Genomic DNA, 17,722 nt, shown 5'->3' on the forward strand with positions numbered 1-17,722 from the left:
GGTCCCGCCGCACCAGGGACGGCGGGACCCCGGGTGGTCACGGCAGCGCCTTGTCGGGGCGCTCGGAGATGCGCACGCCGCTGACCAGCGTGGCCCCCTGCCGGGCGGCGAAGCGTACGTTGAGCTGACCGTCGCTCACCTTCACCGTGTACTGCCTGGCCACGGCCGTGTACGTGCCCGCCTCCAGCGCCAGGTCCAGCGCCGGGATCGCGAGCTGCCCCTCGACGAGCACGTCGAACACCCGCTTGCCCATCTGGGTGCTCTTCACCTCGGCGAAGTCCAGCTCCACCGTGTACGTCCCGGCCGGCACGCCGTCGAACCGGTACTCCAGCATGCCCTCCCTGGCCGTCCTGAACAGCGCCTGGTCGGCGGTGCCCGCGATGGTCCTGGACGTGCTCTGCGTCTTGCTGGAGGTCGCCACGTAGCCGTAGCCGCCCTGGGTGTAGCGGCGGTCCGGCGTCCAGGCGTCGCCGTCGGCGTCGGTCAGCGCCTTGGAGCCGCCGGCGTCGATCGCCACCTGGAGCTTGGGCACCACCACGGTCACCTTGACCTCGATGGCCGGCTGCCGCCCGCTGGCGGACTTGACGACCAGCTTGCCGGTGCGCGTCCCGCCGGCGGTGACCCCGGCGCTGGAGAGCGTCACCCGCAGCGTGGCCTTCTGGCCCTTGGCCAGCTCGCCCGCCTGCGGCGTGACCGAGGCCCAGGCCGCGTCGCTGGTCACGGTGTAGGCCGTCGGCGAGCCCAGGTTCGTCAGCTCCAGCGTCCGCGTCCGGCTGGACTCGGCCGGCAGGACGACGGTCAGCTCGCCGGCCGAGGCGCTCACCCGTCCGGTGATCAGGGCGGTGTCGATCCTGGTCAGCGTGCCGGGCGCGACCGTGACCGGCTTGGTGAACGTCCCGTAGTGCTCCTTGGACACCACCACGTCGTGGTCGCCCGCCGGGACCTGCCCGAAGAACGACCCGTCCGCGCCGGTCGTGAACGAGGCCACGTCGCCCAGCTTCACCGACGCCCCGGCCAGCGGCTGGCCGTCGTTGGCGTCGGTGACCACACCGGTCACCAGCCCGTGCCGGCTCGCGGTGAACGTCAGGCCCTGCCCGGTCGAGAGCGCCGCCTCCTCGTAGGAGTACAGCAGCGCGTCGGTGCCGGCGGCGTTCTCGATGCCGACCGTGGCGCTGGAGCCCTGGTCGCGCTCGCTCTCGATGTCCTTGTAGCGGAAGGAGACCGAGCCGTCCTCGCCCAGCAGCGCCGAGAACGACACCCGCTGGCCGGTGTCGCTGTAGAAGTTCACGTTGCGCCACTCCACGACGTACTGGCGGTGCGGGGCGGCGCCCACCACGCCGGTGTAGACGCCCGCCTCGGCGTCCACCTTCAGGTCGTCCCAGTATGGGTAGACCGCGTTGTTCGGCGTGCCGGTGGTCGGCAGGCCGCCGTTGCTGCCGGTGACGATCCGGTCGGTGGCGAAGCTGACGAACCCGTTCGTGCTGATCCACGCCTTGGCCTGCCCGGTGCCGTAGAACGGGACCGCGAACGGCAGCGTCACCTGCACGGCCTCGTCGTCGCCGGTCAGCGCCAGCTTCTCGGTGCCGGCCACGTACGGCTGCGCGCCCGACCGGCAGGTGTAGCCGAAGCCGTCGCCGCGCAGCGGCAGCTCGACGTCCCTGACCACGTCCCCGTCCACGGTGACCTGGGCGCTCGACCCGCTGGAGCAGCGCGAGACCGGGGTGACCGTCAGCGTGTACGTCCCGGCCGGGAGTGTCATCGTGTACCGGCCGGCGGCGTCGGTGACCGCGCTCACCGGCGTGCCCGTGGCGGCCACCGTCGCGCCGGGCTCGGGCGTGCCCGCCGTGGTGACCGTGCCCGACACCGTTCCCGCCGGTTGCCTGGTGAGCGTCACGTCGCCGGTCGTGACCTGCTCGGCGGTGACGGCCGCCGTGGCGGTGGCCCGGTCGTAGCCGAACTTCTCCGCCGTCAGCGCGTACTCGCCGGGCAGCAGGCGCGGGATCGTGTACGTGCCGTCCTGGCCGGTGACGACCGAGCGCGCCAGCGGCCCGGTGACCTTGACCGTCACGCCCGGCACCGGCGCGCCCGCCGCGGTGACCGTGCCGCGCAGCTCGCCCAGCCCCTCGTCCGGCGCGGCCTGGACGGCGGCGTAGGCGTCGAGCCGGCCCTCGCCCCAGACGTTGTTGTCGGCCGCGGTGCCGCCGCAGCTCGTGTCGGCCACGTCGATCGCCGTGCTGTCCAGCAGCGGCCGGGTGGCGGCCACGTCGCCCTGCAGCCGCGGCGCGGCCGACCAGATCAGCGCCACCGTGGCCGCCACGTGCGGCGAGGCCATCGAGGTGCCGGTGTAGGAGTCGTAGCCGTCGCCGGGGACCGAGGAGCGCACGTTCACGGCGGGGGCCGCGATGTTCGGCTTGATCTCGCCGTCCTGGCCCTCGCCCTTGCTCGACCTGGCGTACAGCACGTTGTTCACGTCGAAGCCGCCGGCGCTGTAGCTGATCGCGTACTGGCCGGGCGAGCCGCTCGTCCGGCAGGCCGGGCCCTCGTTGCCGTTGGCGAAGGCGGGGAAGATGCCGGCGGCGATCCACGCCTGGACGGTCTCGACGTACCAGGGGTCGTAGCCGTTGCCGCCCCAGGAGTTGTTGACGATGTCCGGCGCGAGGTCGGGGCGCGGGTTGCGGCCGTTCAGGTCGGTCGGGGCCAGCACCCACTGGCCCGCGGCCAGCAGCGAGGCGTCCGTGCAGGTGTTGACCTCGCAGCCCTTGGCGGCGATCCAGCGCACGCCCGGCGCGACGCCGATGCCGTTCGCGCCCGCCATCGTGCCCATGACGTGCGTGCCGTGGCCGTTGTTGTCGCACGGCGCCGCCGACGGGCAGACGCGCGCCGGGTCGAACCAGTTGTAGTCGTGGGTGTAGGAGCCGTCGGGGTTCCTGCCCCGGTAGCTCGTGGCCAGGTCGGGGTGGTCGTACTGGACGCCGGAGTCGATCGAGGCGACCACGATGCCCTCTCCCCGGTCGCCCAGCTCGCTCCACACGCGCGGGGCGCCGATCCGGTCGACGTTCCACTCGACGGCGCCGGCCTTGGCCTCGGCCCGCCCGGCCACGGGCTTGGGCAGCGAGACGACGGTGACCGGGTCGATCCGGTCCACCTCGGGCAGCTCGCTGATCGCGGCCGCCAGCTTGGCGTCGGCGGTCACCCGTACGGCGTTGACGATCCAGTAGGAGGAGTATTCGGCGTCCTGGGAGTCCAGCAGCTTGACCAGCCCGGCCTGGGACGTCCTGGCCCGCTCGGTCTTGGCCTCGTAGACCAGCTCGGTCCTGGCCCGCTTGGTGGCGGCCCGGCGGGCGGCGGCCAGGTCGGCCGTGCCCTTCATCCGGACCCAGAAGGTGGCCTTGCCGTCCTTGTCCAGCTCGGCCCGGACAGTCTGGGAGATCTTGCCGGGATCGGGCGCCGCCTGTGCCGGGGCCTGGGGTACGGCCAGGGCGGCGGCGGTGACGATCCCGGTCAGGATCGCACGCCAGGTGAGGGTGTTGCGCACGTGCTCTCCTTCACGACGTTCACGACGGTGAGGAAGAGGTGATCTTTCCGCCTCTGTCGAGAAGGGTGAAGAGATCCTGTCGGGAAAGCAAGGGTGCTGACGCTAACAAGCCCTGACAAATCCCGAAATGTAATGTGGTCAGCTGAAATGTCGCCACATTGGCCAGGTGGCGGACCAGGGCCGCACCGGGTCCCGGCAGACCCACACCGGCATGCCCTGCTCCTCGTTGCCGACGTCCACGCCGTTGTCCACCCGGGCCTTCTCCTCGCAGGCGGCGAACAGCTCACGGGCCCGCGGGCCCACGTTCACCAGGATCGCCACGGTCCCGTCCGCCGGTGGCGGGCCGTACTCCCAGAGCTGGTTGTGGCCGGAGTACACGCGGGTCAGGCCCGCCAGGTCGAGCGCGCCGTACTCGCCGTAGTTGCCCGTCACGATCACCGCGCGGGCCCGCTCGTCCGGCGGCAGCGCCCGCAGCACGCCGCCGACGGCGGCGGCGAAGCGCGGCCAGCCGACCGACTCGCGGGCCACCTCGTTGATCGCCGGCACCGGCGTACTGGCCAGCTCGCCCGCAGGCACGACCGGCAGCGCCAGCACCACCGAGACCAGCGCGTTCACCGCGAGGAACGCCCACGCCAGGCGCACCCGCCCGGCCCGCGCCCGCGACAGGCCGACGCACCCGGCCGCGAACAGCGCCACGATCAGCCCCGCGGTGTAGTCGAACCGCCCGCCGCTGACCAGCGTCAGCGCCGCCGTCACCGGATAGGCCACCGCCAGCGCCCGCACCCGCCGGTCCCGCCACAGCCGGGCGAACCCGAACGCCGCGATCACCGACACCACCGGCCCGAACAGCGTGAGCTGCATCGGCACGAACAACACCCGCAGCTCGGCGCCCTCGTCCGCGCTGAGCGCCGCGGCCATCGTGAGCTGCGGCCAGCCGTGGGTGGCCTGGTAGAGCAGGTTCGGCGCGGCCAGTACCGCCGCCACCAGCGCCCCGGCCCACAACCACGGACCGGCGAACGGCCGCCGCGGCCCGGCGATCAGCAGCCCGGCCGCCAGGCCCAGCACCAGCAGCACGACGAGGTGCTTGTTGTAGGTCGCCAGGCCGATCACCGCGCCCGCCGCGAGCCACCAGCGCGGCTGATCACGCAGCAGCGCCCTGAGCGCGAACAGGATCGCCGCCGTCCAGAACGGCAGGTCGAAGCTGACCGTCAGCAGCGTGTGCCCGGCGATCAGCGTGTACGCCCCGGTCGCCACGCCCGCCGCGGCCATCGCCTGGGCGCGGCGGTCGCCGCCCAGCTCCCGCGCGACCAGCGCCACCAGCACGACCAGGACCGCCATGGCCAGCGCCGGGAACACCCGCAGCGCCGTCACCGTGTCGCCGAACAGCCCGAGCGCGGCCTTGCCCAGCATCGGCGTCAGCGGCGGCTGGTCGACATAACCCCAGGCCGGACGGCCGGCCAGGACACGGAAGTACAGTTCGTCGCGGTGGTAGCCGTACCAAGGGCTCAGCGCGAGCGTCGCGCCGGCCGTCAGTACCGCGATCACCGTCACCGGACGCCACGCCCAGGGCCGCTCCATGAACGCCGAGGCTAGATGCTCCCGCCCCCGTCTGTCACCGCCGGCCGGTGACCGATCTGCTTCACGACGGCCAGGAAGTACGCCTTGATCTCGTCCGGGCCCTCGTCGTCGGGGTGGGAGCCGAGGTGGTTGAGCACCGCCCCGGTGAGCATCTCCTGCACCACGCCGAGGTCGAGCCCACCGGGCAGCTCCCCGCGCCCGGCGGCCCGCTCCAGCGTCTCGCGCACCACGGCCGCCCGCCGCCCGCCGTTGAGCCGCCGGTACGTGCCGATCAGCTCGGGATAGTCGTCGACCAGCGCGTTGACCCGGCGCAGCAGGCGGCGGTTGCGCGGCTCGGCCAGGTGGGCGGCCCAGTCGGCGAACATGTGGCCGAGGTCGCGCCAGCCGGTGAAACCGGGGTCGTGGTCGTGGTTGGCCCACTCCAGGGCCTCGACCAGCAGCGCGGTCTTGCCGGCGAACCGGCGGTAGACCGTCGCCCTGGTCACCCCGGCGCGCCTGGCGACCTGCTCGATGCTGGTCTGCGCGGCGCCCAGCTCGATCAGCAGGTCGAGCGCGGCCGTGAGGATGGCCGTGTCGGCCTCCCGGCTGCGCGGGCGGCCCGCCGTACGGGCGCTCGCCGGAGCTCGCTGCGTCATGCCTGCCTGGTCACCATCTTGTCGTAGAGGCGGTCGGGCAGGAGTCTATTGAGCCACAGCAGCAGCCGCGCGTACTTGCCGACGGCGTACCGGGGTCTCGGGGCAGGCGTCGCGGCGATCCGGCGCACCAGCCGGGCCACGACCAGCGGGTCGGAGCCGGTGGCCCGCTCGCCGAGCGACCGCTCGGCCCGCCGCGCCATCCACTCCGCGGTCCCGGCGTACGCGCCGTGCCCGGAGATCTCGCGCAGCTCGCCCGGCGTGCCGTCCTCGAAGCCGGTCCTGATGATGCCCGGCTGGACCACCACCCGCACCCCGAACGGCCCGGTCTCCTGCCGCAGGCTGTCGGAGTAGGCCTCCAGCGCGTGCTTGGAGGCGTAGTACCAGGACCCGAGCGGCAGGGCGATCTCGCCGCCGATGGAGGAGATGTTCACGATCGTGCCCGAACGCCGCTCGCGCATGCCCGGCAGGACGAGCTGCGCCAGCCGGGCCGGGCCGAACAGGTTGACGCGCCGGTGACGAGACACACCTTGCCTGCCATGTCATGACTCCTTCTGAGGGCTGCCCACTATTTCGATACAGTACAGCACTGTATTGAAATGCGTCCGTACCGGGGTGTCGCGTTGCGCGATCTTGGACGGGCGGTTAACCTGTGGGCATGCGAAATCGCCCTCAGATCCAGTGGTGGCGCCGCTTCTAGGCGGCGCGTGTTTCGCATTCCTCCCAAAGGACGGCCGCCCCGGATGGCGGCCTTTCGCGTGTCCGCCCCCGGGGCCTCATGATTGACGTGGTTAGGGGCAGCAAGTGGAGAGCAGCGGATATACCACCGCCGGGGGCGTAGGCGTCGAGCGTGAGGCGCGCGAGGTCGGCGAAGAGTCACTCGAAGAGATCGTGACCGCGCTCGGCGAGCGGCGCGGCGGCGCCTTCTCGTCCGGCATGGACTATCCGGGCCGCTACAGCCGATGGGCGTTCGGCTACGTCGACCCCTGCCTGGAACTGGTCGCCAGGGGGCGGGTCATCTCGGCGACCGCGCTCAACGAGCGCGGCCGGGTCGTGCTGCCCGCCGTGGCCTCGTGCCTGCTGGCCGCGGGCAAGCCGGTCACCGAGCCCACGCCCGACCGCGTCGAGGTCTACGTCGCCGAGTCGGCGGACCTGCTGCCGGAGGAGCTGCGCAGCCGCCGGCCCACCGTGTTCACCGCGATCCGCGAGGTCGTCGCCGCCTTCGCCGGCGACGACCCCCACCTCGGCCTCTACGGCTCCTTCGGCTACGACCTGGCCTTCCAGTTCGAGCCCATCAGGCAGGAGCTGACCCGCCCCGACGACCAGCGCGACCTGGTGCTCCACCTTCCCGACCGGATCGTGGTGATCGACCGCCAGCGCGAGTCCAGCATCGAGTACCGCTACGAGTTCACCGTCGACGGCGCCACCACCCGCGGCCTCGAGCGCACCGGCTCCTCCGTGCCGCAGGTCGTCCCGGGCGAGCTGCCGAAGGACCCCGTGCGCGGCGAGTACGCCAAGGTCGTGGCCGCCGCCAAGGAGCGGTTCAAGCGCGGCGACCTGTTCGAGGTCGTGCCCGGCCAGGTGTTCCACGCCGCCTGCACCGACCCGTCGGCCTTCTACCGCGGCCTGCGCCAGAGCAACCCGGCGCCGTACGAGTTCATCATCAGCCTCGGCGACGGCGAGCACCTGGTGGGCGCCTCGCCCGAGATGTACGTCCGGGTCAACGGCGACCGCGTCGAGACCTGCCCGATCTCCGGCACCATCGCCCGCGGCAGCAACCCGGTCGAGGACGCCGAGGCCATCCGCACCCTCCTGAGCAGCGTCAAGGAGGAGTCGGAGCTGACCATGTGCACCGACGTCGACCGCAACGACAAGTCGCGCATCTGCGTCCCCGGGACGGTCAAGGTCATCGGCCGCCGCCAGATCGAGCTCTACTCCCGCCTGATCCACACCGTCGACCACATCGAGGGCCGCCTGCGTCCCGAGTTCGACGCCCTCGACGCCTTCCTCACCCACATGTGGGCCGTCACCGTCACCGGCGCGCCCAAGACGTGGGCCATGCAGTTCATCGAGGACCACGAGGCCACCACCCGCCGCTGGTACGGCGGCGCGATCGGCTTCATCGGCTTCGACGGCTCCATGAACACCGGCCTGACCCTGCGTACCGCCCAGATCAAGAACGGCGTGGCCACGGTCCGGGCCGGGGCGACCCTGCTGTTCGACTCCGACCCCGAGGCCGAGGAGCGCGAGACCGAGCTGAAGGCCAGCGCCCTGCTCGGCGCCCTGGCCGCGGTCAACCAGCCCGACGCCGTCCCGCCCGTCGTGGTCAGGGAGCAGCCGGGCGCGGGCATGAAGGTGCTGCTCGTCGACCACGAGGACTCCTTCGTCAACACGCTGGCCGACTACTTCCGCCAGGAGGGGGCCGACGTGGTGACGCTGCGCCACGGCTTCCCGGCCCAGATGATCGACGAGATCGCGCCCGACCTCGTCGTGCTCTCGCCCGGCCCCGGCTGGCCGTCCGACTTCGGCATGGCGGCGCTCATCGACGAGATCTACGCCCGCGACCTGCCGGTCTTCGGCGTGTGCCTGGGTCTGCAGGCCATGGTCGAGCACGCCGGCGGCTCGCTGGAGCTGCTCGACTACCCCGAGCACGGCAAGCGCGGCCAGGTCGCCCGGCTCGGCGGCGGCGCGCTGCTGGACGGGCTGCCCGAGCAGTTCACCGCGGCCCGCTACCACTCGCTGCACGCCAAGCGGCCCGGCGTGATCGGCTTCACCCCGACCGCGCTCACGCCCGACGGCAACGTCATGGCCATCGAGGACGTCGAACGGCGGCGCTTCGCCGTGCAGTTCCACCCCGAGTCGATCCTCACCCAGGAGGGCGGCGCCGGCGCGAAGGTCATCGCCAACGTGCTGCGCCTGACCCGCCGCTGAGTCCGCCGCCGCCGAGGGGCCGGGTTCGTCTGGGAACGGGCAGGGTGTTCCTGTCGTAGGTTAAAACGTCCGCGGGCGCGTGCGGGGCTCCCCTAGAGTCTCCGCATGCTCCCCGTAGCCCTGCCCGACACGGTGCGTGACGCGCTGCTCGCCCCGCTCGTCGATCATCACTGTCACGGGGTGCGCCGGGACGACCTGACCCGGTCCCAGTTCGAGCCGCTGATCAACGCGGGCGGCGTCCCGGCCCCGCCCGGCACCACCCACTTCGACTCGCCGTTCGGCATGGGCCTGCGCCGCTGGTGCGCGCCGCTGCTCGACCTTGAGCCGCACGCGCCCCCGGCCGTCTACCTCGCCCGGCGGGCCGAGCTGGGCGCGGGCGAGGTCAACCGGCGCCTGCTGGCCGGGGCGGGGGTGGTGGCGTTCCTGGTGGACACCGGCGACGAGGACATCGACCTGCTGTCGGCGGCCGAGATGGGCCGCCACGGCGGCGCCGCCGCCGACGAGATCGTCCGGATCGAGCAGATCGAGCAGGACGTCGCCGCGACGGCGCACATCGCCGTCGACTACCTCGACGGCCTGGCCGAGGAGCTGTCGGCCAGGGCCGCCAGGGCGGTCGGGCTGAAGACGGTCATCGGCGGGCGCTGCGGGCTCGACTTCGAGCCGGCCAGGCCGAGCACCGGCTCGGTGATCGCCGGGGCCAACCGCCGCCTGTCCGACCCCAAGCCGCCGCTGACCGACCCCGTGCTGCTGCGCCACCTGCTGTGGAGCGCGATCGACGTGGCCCGCGAGCGGGGGCTGCCGGTGCAGTTCCAGGCCGGGTTCGGCGGCCGCGGCCCCGGCCTGCACCGTACGGACCCGGCCCGGCTCAGCGAGCTCATGGACGCGCTGCAACCCCTCGGCGTGCCGGTCATCCTGCTCCACTGCTACCCCTACCACCGCGCCGCCGCCTACCTGGCCGGCGTCTACCCCCATGTCTACGTCGACGTCGGCCTCGCCCTCCCGCACACGGCCGCCGCCTCGGCCCGCGTCATGGACGAGCTGCTGGAGCTGGCGCCGTTCCACAAGCAGTTGTTCAGCTCCGACTGCCACGGCGTGGCCGAGACCGGCTACCTCGGCGCCCTGTACTACCGGCAGGCGCTGGGCACGGCGCTGCTGGCCAGGCTGGAGGCGGGGGAGTGGAGCGCCGCCGACGCGGCCCGGGTCGCCCACATGATCGGCTCGGGCAACGCCCGCCGCGTGTACCGCCTGTGACATCTCCTCCGCGAGGAGGAGGTGTGATCCAGGTCTCGTCGAGGATAATCGCGGCACCATGAGTGCTATCGAGATCCGAGACCTCTCCAAGTCCTTCGGTCCGGTACGCGCGGTGGACGGGGTGTCCTTCACAGTCGATTCCGGCACGATCACGGGCTATCTCGGCCCGAACGGGGCGGGCAAGACGACAACCCTGCGCAGCCTGTTAGGGCTGGTCACCGCCGACTCCGGCAGCGCGCTGGTCAACGGCCGGCGCTATGTCGAGCTCGCCCACCCGCTCAGCGAGGTGGGCGCCGTGCTCGAAGCCACCAACTTCCACCCGGGCCGTACGGCCTACAACCACCTGCGCGTGTTGTGCACGGCCGCCGGCCTGCCCCGCCGCCGCGCCGACGAGGCGCTGGAGCACGTCGGCCTGAGCGACGTGGCAGGCAAGCGCGTACAGGGCTTCTCGCTCGGCATGCGGCAGCGGCTCGCGCTGGCCACGGCGCTGATCGGCGAGCCCAGGGTGTACATCCTCGACGAGCCCGCCAACGGTCTCGACCCGGCCGGAATCCAGTGGCTGCGCGGGTTCATGCGCCACCTCGCCCACGACAAGGGGGCCGCGGTACTGGTCTCCAGCCACGTGCTGGCCGAGGTCGAGCAGATCGTCGACAACGTCGTGATCATCGCCAAGGGCCGCCTGGTACGCCAGGGCAGCCTCGCCGACCTGGTCGCCAACGGTGAGACCCCGGTCATCAGGGTCCGTACGGCCAAGCCCGACGCGCTGCGGCCCGCGCTGGAGCGGCACGGCGGCGTCGTGGAGGCCGACGGCGAGGTGCTGCGGGTGCGCGGCCTCGACGTCGACCGCATCGGCGGCATCGCGCTGGACGAGCGGGTCGTGCTGACCGAGATCACCCAGGAGCGCGGTGACCTGCAGCGCGTCTTCCTGGAGCTGACGGGGGAGGGGCAGGCATGATCGCGATCGTCCGGGCCGAGCTGCTCAAGGTGACCACCACCAGGCTCTGGTGGATCATGCTGATCGTCATGCTGGCCTACACCTCGCTCCCGCTCGGCTTCACCATCGCCTTCGCCGGGCAGCAGGGTTTCCCGGACCGCGGCACCCCGCCGTTCCAGGAGACCTTGTGGGGCCTGGGCCAGGGCGGCGTGCTGTTCGCGGCCGTGCTCGGCGTCGTCATGATGACGGCGGAGTACCGCTACCAGACGATCACGACGACCTTCCTCGTCACACCGCGCCGCGTGCGGGTGGTGGCCGCCAAGCTCCTCGCCACGCTGGTGGTGGGCGCGCTGCTCGGGCTGGCGGTGCTGGCGCTGACCGCGCTGGCCGTGGTCGGCAGCGTCGTGGTGGCGGGCACCGATCTGATCCTCACGGGCACGATCGTGCGGATCGTCGCCGGGGTGCTGGTGGCGCTGGCCCTCTACACGCTGTTCGGGCTGGGGCTCGGGGCGCTGGTCAGGAACCAGGTCGCGGCGGTCATCGCGGTGGTGGTCTGGGTCTACGTCGTCGACTCCGTCGTCAACGCGATCCCGGTGCTGCACCCGGTGGCCAGGTGGACGCCGGCCGGCGCGGCCTCGGCGCTGACCAACACGGGCAACACACTGGGGCTGGACACGACGTACCTGCTGCCGGCGTGGGCGGGTGGGCTGGTGCTGCTCGGGTACGCGCTGGTGTTCTCAGCGGTGGCCTCGTTCACCACTCTGCGGCGTGACATCACCTGACGAAAGCCATTCATTCCCGAAATTTCATTGGTAATCGGGAATTTCAATTTCCGGTTATTAAATTGTGATTTGTCTGATTGTCAAAACTGCTGTGATGATCGGGGACGCCAGAACCCCTACGCCACACCTGGAGGTGTCGTGTCCTGGCGTCCCTTCGTTCTCACGGCCACAGCCTTATCCCTCGCGCTGGCCGTTCCCGGAGTCGCGGCGGCCGACGATCCGCCGCAACCGCAGGTGGAGTCACGGGCCGGCACCCTGGCCCCGGCCGAGGTGAGCGGGCTGGCCGAGCCCGCCGCCGCCGGTGACCCCGTCGCCGCGGCCAAGACCCACCTGGCCGACCCGCGCTACCACCTCGACCCGGCCGACCTGGTGCCGCTGACCACGGTCGTCAACGGCCAGGACGAGACCGTCAGGTTCGCCCAGCGGTACCGGAACCTGCCCGTCTTCGGCGCCCAGTACCTGGTGCGCTTCCGCAAGGACGGCACCGGCCGCGCGGTGACCGGGGCGGGCGGCCGCTTCCTCACCGAGCTCGACGTCGACCCCACGCCCACGGTCACCCCCGCGCTCGCGGCCCGGCTGGCCCGCTCCCGGCTGGTCCGGGACGAGCGGATCCGCGACACGATCAAGGCCACGCCCGGCGAACTGCTCGTGGTCCCGCGCGGCAAGGGCGTGCTGGCCTGGCACGTCACGCTCACCGGCGCCGACGCGGCCAAGAAGCGGCCCGTCCTGCTGGACGCGTACGTGGACGCCCACTCCGGGCAGCCGCTGTTCGCCGTGGACCGGCTGCGCTTCGCCGGCCCGGCGACCGGCAGCGGGAAGACCGCGCACGGCAAGGACGTCCCGCTCAACGCCTTCCAGCGGGCCGACAACGCGTACGAGCTGCGCGACCGCGCCCGCCCGATGTGGAACGGCACCACCGGCGAGATCCTCACCTACGACGCCGCCGGCGCCGACGTGCAGGACTTCCTCGACCCGGGCATCCCCGCGGGCACCGAGCTCGCCGAGTCGCCCACGCCCGCCTTCGGCGCCGAGCACACCGAGAGCGGCGCCGTGGACGGCCACTGGGGCGCGGGCAAGGTCTACGAGTACTACAAGGCGCTCGGCCGCGACGGGCTCGACGGCAAGGGCGGGACGATGTACTCCGTCGTCAACGTCACCTACTACGGCGGCCCGTTCGAGAACGCCTTCTGGGACGGCACCAAGATGGTCTACGGCGGCGGCGGCGCCGACCTGCACTCCTTCGCCGCCAGCCTCGACGTGGTCGGCCACGAGATGACCCACGGCGTCATCACCCACAGCGCCGACCTGGTCTACCTCGGCCAGTCCGGCGCGATGAACGAGGGCCTGGCCGACTACTTCGGCAACGCCATCCAGACCGGCGCGCTCGGCATCCCGACCAGCGACCCGGACGCCAGCCTGCTGGGCGAGGACCTGTGCAAGAACCTCCCGCCCGCCCAGTGCGCCATCCGCGACCTCGACGACGACCGGAACGCCGCCAAGGACTACCTCGGCGTCACCACCGCCCTCGACAGCGGCGGCGTGCACCTCAACTCCACGATCTTCTCCGGCGCCCTGTGGGACGCCAGGGAGAAGCTCGGCACCGGCTTCGACAAGGTCGTCTACAAGGCGCTGACCGAGTACATGACCCCGCTCGACGACTTCGGCGACGGCCGCCGCGCCGTCGAGTCGGCCGCCCGCGCCGCCGGGCTGAACGCCCGTGACCGGATCGCGGTCGCGCAGGCGTTCGACCGGCACGGCATCAGGCCCGGCTGGGAGCGGCTGATCCGTACCGACAGCCGCGTCGTCCTCGACGGCCTCACCGACGCCCTCGACCCGCCCGCCCTGGCCGGCGACCGGTACGCCGTCACCAACAACACCCCCGACACCAACGGCTCCACCGTCATCCAGACCGGACGCGTGAGCGGCGGCCGGGCCACCACCCTGTCCGACGACGGCCGCTGGGACTGGACGCCCGCCACCGACGGCAGACGCGCCGTCTGGGTCTCCCTCGACCCCGCCGCGGGCGTCTTCCAGATCCGCTCCCGCCCGCTCGACGCCTCGGCGCCCTCCACCGTCGTGCACGAGAGCACCGGTTACGTCTACGCCGCGGCCGTCTCCGGCGACACCGTCGCCTGGTCCGGAGAGGACCCGGCGACCGGCGAGGTCGAGATGTGGCTCAAGCGCGGGAACGCCGCCCCGGTCATCCTCACCGAGGGCAAGGGCGTGGCCGGCTACATGCCCTCGATCAGCGGCGGCCGGCTCGTCTACATCCGGGTGACCTTCGCCTCGGGCAGCAGCCACAGCACGCCCGTCGTGCGCGACCTGGCGGCCGGCACGGAGGTCGTGGTGCCCGAGGTGCCGCCGACCGGCGTGCTCCCATCGCTCTCGATCTCCCCGGCGGTGACCGCCAAGCACGTCGTCTGGCTCTACGACGCCAACCGCGACGGCCGGATGGGCGTCATGCGGGTCGCCCTCGACGGCACCGGCCAGACGCCGGTCGTCGCCGACGGGCCGCAGGCGCCGCACCCCACCTGGCTCGACGCGAGCGAGTCACGGGTGACCGTCGGCGTGCAGCCGGAGGGCACCACGCTGGAGAACGTGAACCTGTCAAAGATCTACCAGGTGCCGGTCACCGGCGGAGCCCTGGAACGCTACTCCTGCAACAGGGGAGAGCAGTCGCTGTTCGCCGCCGGAACCGGGGGCCGCGTCCTGTGGCTCGACGGGACCGCCGGTGACACCGACCTCGTCACCCGCGACAGGCCCGCACACCGCTGCTGACCTGGCGTCGGCGCCCGCCGTGCCCTCGGAGGGGGACGGCGGGCGCCGAGTCGCGCGCAGCCCCGGGAGCTGGTTTGCTTGAGCCCGTCACAAACCACAGAACCCGAGCGGGGGGCTCCCATATGCGCAGTGTCGAACCCGAGGTCTTCATCGTCGCCCGTCCCGAGCTTGACTACGACGAGCTCGGCCGTTATCTCGGCGAGGTCGGCGGCGAGAGCTGGCTGGAGCGGCTCGACCGCGGCGACCTCGACGCCCAGAACCTCGCCGAGTTCGCCGGCCGGCTCTGCTACCGCTCCTTCGAACCCGGCCTCAACCCCAACGTGGTGCGCATCAGGGAGAACCAGGACGACTACCTGCGTAACATCCTGGCCAGCGCCCACGGCTCGGTCCTGGAGCACGTCAGCTTCAGCTTCGTGCTCCACAACGTCAGCCGCGTCCTGACCCACGAGCTGGTGCGCCACCGGCCCGGCGTGGCCATCTCCCAGGAGTCGCTGCGTTTCGTCCGGCTCGACGAGCTGCCGTTCTGGTTCCCCGACTGGGCCCGGCAGGACGACGAGCTGATGGAGCGGGCCACGGCCGTGCTGGAGCAGCTGGAGCAGTTCCAGCTCTGGATGGCCGGGCACTTCGGGCTCGACGAGGAGGGCGTGCCGTTCTCGGAGAAGAAGCACCGCACCTCGTTCATGCGCAGGTTCGCCCCCGAGGGGCTGGCCACCGGGCTGGTCTGGACGGCCAACGTGCGCACGCTGCGGCACACGATCGAGGCCCGCACCGCGGTCGGCGCGGAGGAGGAGATCCGCCTGCTGTTCCAGCGCATCGGCGAGCTGATGCGCAAGGAGGCGCCCGCCCTGTTCGGCGACTACGTCGTCGAGGACGGGGCCTGGGTCCCGGGCTGGCGCAAGGTCTGAGGCGTCAGGCGAGGGCGGGCAACACGTAGACCTCGGCGCCCGGCGGCAGGGCGTAGTCCAGGCCGCCGAGGCCGCGGGCGTTCTCCCCGCACACGATCATGCTGATGTGCCGGCGGATGCGCCCGTAGTCGTCGCGCAGGCGCTCCTCCAGCATCGGGTGGGTGCGCCGCAGCATGTCGAGCGCCGAGCCGAGGGTGGGCGGGGAGTCGCGGTCGGCGCCGATCGCGAACACCTTGACCTCGGTGCGCCCGCTCACCCACCGGCGCAGCGAGGCGGGCAGCACGAACACGACCATCGTCACGGGCTTGGTCATCGACCTGGCCATCGGTTAGAGCACCGCCGCGCGCACGCTCAGCACGTCGGGCAGATGGCGGCCGACCAGCGACCAGCTCTCGCCGTCGTCGCGCGAGCAGTGGACCTCGCCGTCGCGGGTGCCGAAGAACAACCCGGCCGGGGAGGCGGTCATCGCGTCGCGCAGCACGGTGGCGTGGACCGGGCCCTCGGGCAGGCCCTCGCCCAGCTCCTCCCAGGTCGCGCCGGCGTCCTGGCTGCGGCAGACCCGGTAGCGGTGGCCGACCGGGGTGCGGTCGACGTCGGCCGTCAGCGGCAGTACGAAGATCGTGTCGGGGCGGGACGGGTGGACCACGATCGGGAAGCCGAAGTCGGAGGGCAGGGCGGAGCCGATGTCGTGCCAGCTCCCGCCGAAGTCGTCGCTGCGGTAGACGCCGAAGTGGTGCTGGAGGTAGAGCCGCTCGGGCTTGGCGGGGTCGATGCAGACCTTGTGCACACAGTGCCCGAACTCGGGATACTGCTGCCCCTCCGGCAGGAACGGCGCCCGGATGCCCTGGTTGGCCGCCTCCCACGACATGCCGCCGTCGCGGGTGCGGTAGAAGCCGGCGGCCGAGACCGCGATGCCCATGACCTCGGGGTCGGTGGGATGGGGGACGATCGTGTGCAGGCACAGCCCGCCGCCGCCCGGGTGCCAGCTCGGCCGGTGGGGATGGTCCCACAGGCCCTCGACCAGCCGGTAGGTGACGCCGTGGTCCTCCGAGCGGAACAACGCGGCCGGCTCCACACCGGCCCACACGACGCCCGGCTCCGACGGCGAGGGCGTGAGCTGCCACACCCGGGTCAGCGTCGTCTCGGTCTTGTCGGGGAACGCGATGGGCGGTTGAGGCGCCTCGCCCCAGGTTGCCCCGAGGTCATCTGAATACATCACTGACGGACCGAAATGGCCGTATTCGATGCCGGCCAGCAGGCGAGGTGTGGCGCCGCGGGTGTCGATGGCCACCGAGGGCACCGCGACCGTGGAGAACTGGATCGGCTGGATCTCGAACGGGCCGCCGTCCGCCGAGCGGGCGAGGAACAGGCCCTTGCGGGTGCCGATCGCGAGCACTGCGTCACTCATTGCTTCGCTCCCATGTTCGCTTGCCGCCATCGTGCCACGCGGGCGGCGGCGGTGCCGAGCACTGGGAGATTTGCCGCAGTGCGTCCGGCCCGTCCTGGGGCGGGCGGCCGAAACGGGTGCGCATTACCAGGGAGGTAATCGTGATGCTTCCCTGCTCCCGGTAAGTTCTCCGACATGGGAGCACTAGCCGTACAAGATGAGACTTTTGGGGATTTGTTGCGGTCGTGGCGGCAGCGACGCCGCGTGAGCCAGCTCGACCTGGCGATCGAGGCGGACGTCTCCGCGCGGCACGTCAGCTTCCTGGAGACCGGACGCGCCCGGCCGAGCCGCGAGATGGTGATGAAACTGGCCGAGGAGCTGGACGTGCCGCTGCGCCACCGCAACAGGCTGCTGGTCGCGGCCGGGTTCGCGCCGCTCTTCCCCGAGCGCGAGGTCGGCGCCCCGGAGATGGCCGTCGTACGCCAGGCGCTGGAGAAGATCCTGGCCGGGCACGAGCCGTACCCGGCGCTGGTCGTGGACGCGGCCTGGAACCTGGTGGCGGCCAACTCGGCGGCGGCGATGTTCATGGACGGCGTGCCCGCCGAACTGCTGGCCGAGCCGGTCAACGTCATGCGGCTGTCGCTGCACCCCGACGCCATGGGCGGCCGGCTGCTGAACCTGGCCGAGGTGCGCGCCTATCTCCTGCACCAGCTCCGCAGGCAGGCCGAGGCGTCGGCCGACGGCCGCCTGGCCGAGCTGCACGACGAGCTGGCCGCCTACACCTACCCGGGCGTGGAGCTCAACGTCGCCCACGTGCCCGGCCCCGGCGACATCCTGCTGCCGCTGCGCATAGCCGCCGGCGACCGGGTGTTGTCGATGTTCACCACCATCGCCACGTTCGGCACGCCCATGGACGTGACCGTCTCGGAGCTGGCCATCGAGACGTTCTGGCCGGCCGACGAGGAGACCGCCGCCGCCTTCGGCCGGCCCGCCCCGGCGGCCTCCTAGC

General features: G+C 72.1%; 13 protein-coding genes. 7 read left to right on the forward strand and 6 right to left on the reverse strand.

What is annotated here, in order from left to right; genetic code table 11:
- Nucleotides 1-37: 37 nt before the first annotated feature.
- The 4 genes from IEZ27_RS01805 to IEZ27_RS01820 form a co-directional block, all read right to left on the reverse strand.
- Nucleotides 38-3,535 carry a S8 family serine peptidase gene (locus IEZ27_RS01805; protein WP_189645562.1) on the reverse strand — a complete coding sequence of 1,166 codons (3,498 nt, stop codon included), beginning with the start codon at nt 3,533-3,535 and terminating at the stop codon, nt 38-40.
- Between the two features lie 138 nt (nt 3,536-3,673).
- A complete protein-coding gene (locus tag IEZ27_RS01810; protein WP_189645563.1) occupies nt 3,674-5,113 on the reverse strand; it encodes a glycosyltransferase family 39 protein in 1,440 nt (479 codons plus the stop codon).
- Nucleotides 5,114-5,124: 11 nt separating this feature from the next.
- Nucleotides 5,125-5,748 (reverse strand): TetR/AcrR family transcriptional regulator, encoded by a 624-nt coding sequence (locus IEZ27_RS54855; RefSeq protein ID WP_125637475.1) that lies wholly within the window; start codon nt 5,746-5,748, stop codon nt 5,125-5,127.
- Nucleotides 5,745-6,272, reverse strand: coding sequence for an SDR family NAD(P)-dependent oxidoreductase (locus IEZ27_RS01820; RefSeq protein WP_189645564.1), 528 nt, complete (start codon nt 6,270-6,272; stop codon nt 5,745-5,747). The genes IEZ27_RS54855 and IEZ27_RS01820 overlap by 4 nt, the downstream gene beginning before the upstream one ends.
- Before the next feature lie 277 nt (nt 6,273-6,549).
- Here IEZ27_RS01820 and IEZ27_RS01825 point away from each other — a divergent pair, with 277 nt between their 5' ends.
- The 6 genes from IEZ27_RS01825 (at nt 6,550) to thyX (ending at nt 15,326) form a co-directional block, all read left to right on the forward strand.
- Entirely contained in the window at nt 6,550-8,676 is a 2,127-nt protein-coding gene (locus IEZ27_RS01825; RefSeq protein ID WP_189645565.1) for an anthranilate synthase component I, read from the forward strand.
- 105 nt (nt 8,677-8,781) lie between these two features.
- Nucleotides 8,782-9,927 carry an amidohydrolase family protein gene (locus IEZ27_RS01830; protein ID WP_189645566.1) on the forward strand — a complete coding sequence of 382 codons (1,146 nt, stop codon included), beginning with the start codon at nt 8,782-8,784 and terminating at the stop codon, nt 9,925-9,927.
- Nucleotides 9,928-9,985: 58 nt separating this feature from the next.
- A complete protein-coding gene (locus IEZ27_RS01835) occupies nt 9,986-10,882 on the forward strand; it encodes an ABC transporter ATP-binding protein (protein ID WP_189645567.1) in 897 nt (298 codons plus the stop codon).
- Nucleotides 10,879-11,643 carry an ABC transporter permease gene (locus IEZ27_RS01840; protein WP_189645568.1) on the forward strand — a complete coding sequence of 255 codons (765 nt, stop codon included), beginning with the start codon at nt 10,879-10,881 and terminating at the stop codon, nt 11,641-11,643. Before IEZ27_RS01835 ends, IEZ27_RS01840 begins: the two co-directional genes overlap by 4 nt.
- Before the next feature lie 138 nt (nt 11,644-11,781).
- Nucleotides 11,782-14,421 (forward strand): M4 family metallopeptidase, encoded by a 2,640-nt coding sequence (locus tag IEZ27_RS01845; protein WP_189645569.1) that lies wholly within the window; start codon nt 11,782-11,784, stop codon nt 14,419-14,421.
- Nucleotides 14,422-14,543: 122 nt separating this feature from the next.
- Nucleotides 14,544-15,326, forward strand: coding sequence for an FAD-dependent thymidylate synthase (gene thyX / locus IEZ27_RS01850; RefSeq protein WP_189645570.1), 783 nt, complete (start codon nt 14,544-14,546; stop codon nt 15,324-15,326).
- 4 nt (nt 15,327-15,330) lie between these two features.
- Here the strand turns inward: thyX and IEZ27_RS01855 are convergent, their stop codons facing one another.
- Together IEZ27_RS01855 and IEZ27_RS01860 are read right to left on the reverse strand one after the other, a co-directional pair.
- Nucleotides 15,331-15,639 (reverse strand): ubiquitin family protein, encoded by a 309-nt coding sequence (locus IEZ27_RS01855; protein ID WP_125637467.1) that lies wholly within the window; start codon nt 15,637-15,639, stop codon nt 15,331-15,333.
- Nucleotides 15,640-15,654: 15 nt separating this feature from the next.
- The gene (locus IEZ27_RS01860; RefSeq protein WP_189645571.1) at nt 15,655-16,734 is read right to left on the reverse strand and encodes a WD40/YVTN/BNR-like repeat-containing protein; all 1,080 of its coding nucleotides are present in this window, start codon (nt 16,732-16,734) and stop codon (nt 15,655-15,657) included.
- A 174-nt stretch (nt 16,735-16,908) separates the two neighbouring features.
- Between IEZ27_RS01860 and IEZ27_RS01865 the strand changes: the two genes are divergently transcribed.
- Nucleotides 16,909-17,721: a helix-turn-helix domain-containing protein gene (locus tag IEZ27_RS01865; RefSeq protein ID WP_189645572.1), complete on the forward strand. Its 813-nt coding sequence runs from the start codon at nt 16,909-16,911 to the stop codon at nt 17,719-17,721.
- Nucleotide 17,722: the final 1 nt, after the last annotated feature.

The sequence above is a fragment of the Nonomuraea spiralis genome (assembly GCF_014648435.1).
Lineage (GTDB): Bacteria > Actinomycetota > Actinomycetes > Streptosporangiales > Streptosporangiaceae > Nonomuraea > Nonomuraea spiralis.

Coding starts and splice junctions, on each gene's coding strand:
- IEZ27_RS01810 (WP_189645563.1), bottom strand. CDS start 5,113: ATGGAGCGGCCCTGGGCGTGGCGTCCGGTGACGGTGATCGCGGTACTG.
- IEZ27_RS54855 (WP_125637475.1), bottom strand. CDS start 5,748: ATGACGCAGCGAGCTCCGGCGAGCGCCCGTACGGCGGGCCGCCCGCGC.
- IEZ27_RS01830 (WP_189645566.1), top strand. CDS start 8,782: ATGCTCCCCGTAGCCCTGCCCGACACGGTGCGTGACGCGCTGCTCGCC.
- IEZ27_RS01835 (WP_189645567.1), top strand. CDS start 9,986: ATGAGTGCTATCGAGATCCGAGACCTCTCCAAGTCCTTCGGTCCGGTA.
- IEZ27_RS01840 (WP_189645568.1), top strand. CDS start 10,879: ATGATCGCGATCGTCCGGGCCGAGCTGCTCAAGGTGACCACCACCAGG.
- thyX (WP_189645570.1), top strand. CDS start 14,544: ATGCGCAGTGTCGAACCCGAGGTCTTCATCGTCGCCCGTCCCGAGCTT.
- IEZ27_RS01855 (WP_125637467.1), bottom strand. CDS start 15,639: ATGACCAAGCCCGTGACGATGGTCGTGTTCGTGCTGCCCGCCTCGCTG.
- IEZ27_RS01860 (WP_189645571.1), bottom strand. CDS start 16,734: ATGAGTGACGCAGTGCTCGCGATCGGCACCCGCAAGGGCCTGTTCCTC.
- IEZ27_RS01865 (WP_189645572.1), top strand. CDS start 16,909: ATGGGAGCACTAGCCGTACAAGATGAGACTTTTGGGGATTTGTTGCGG.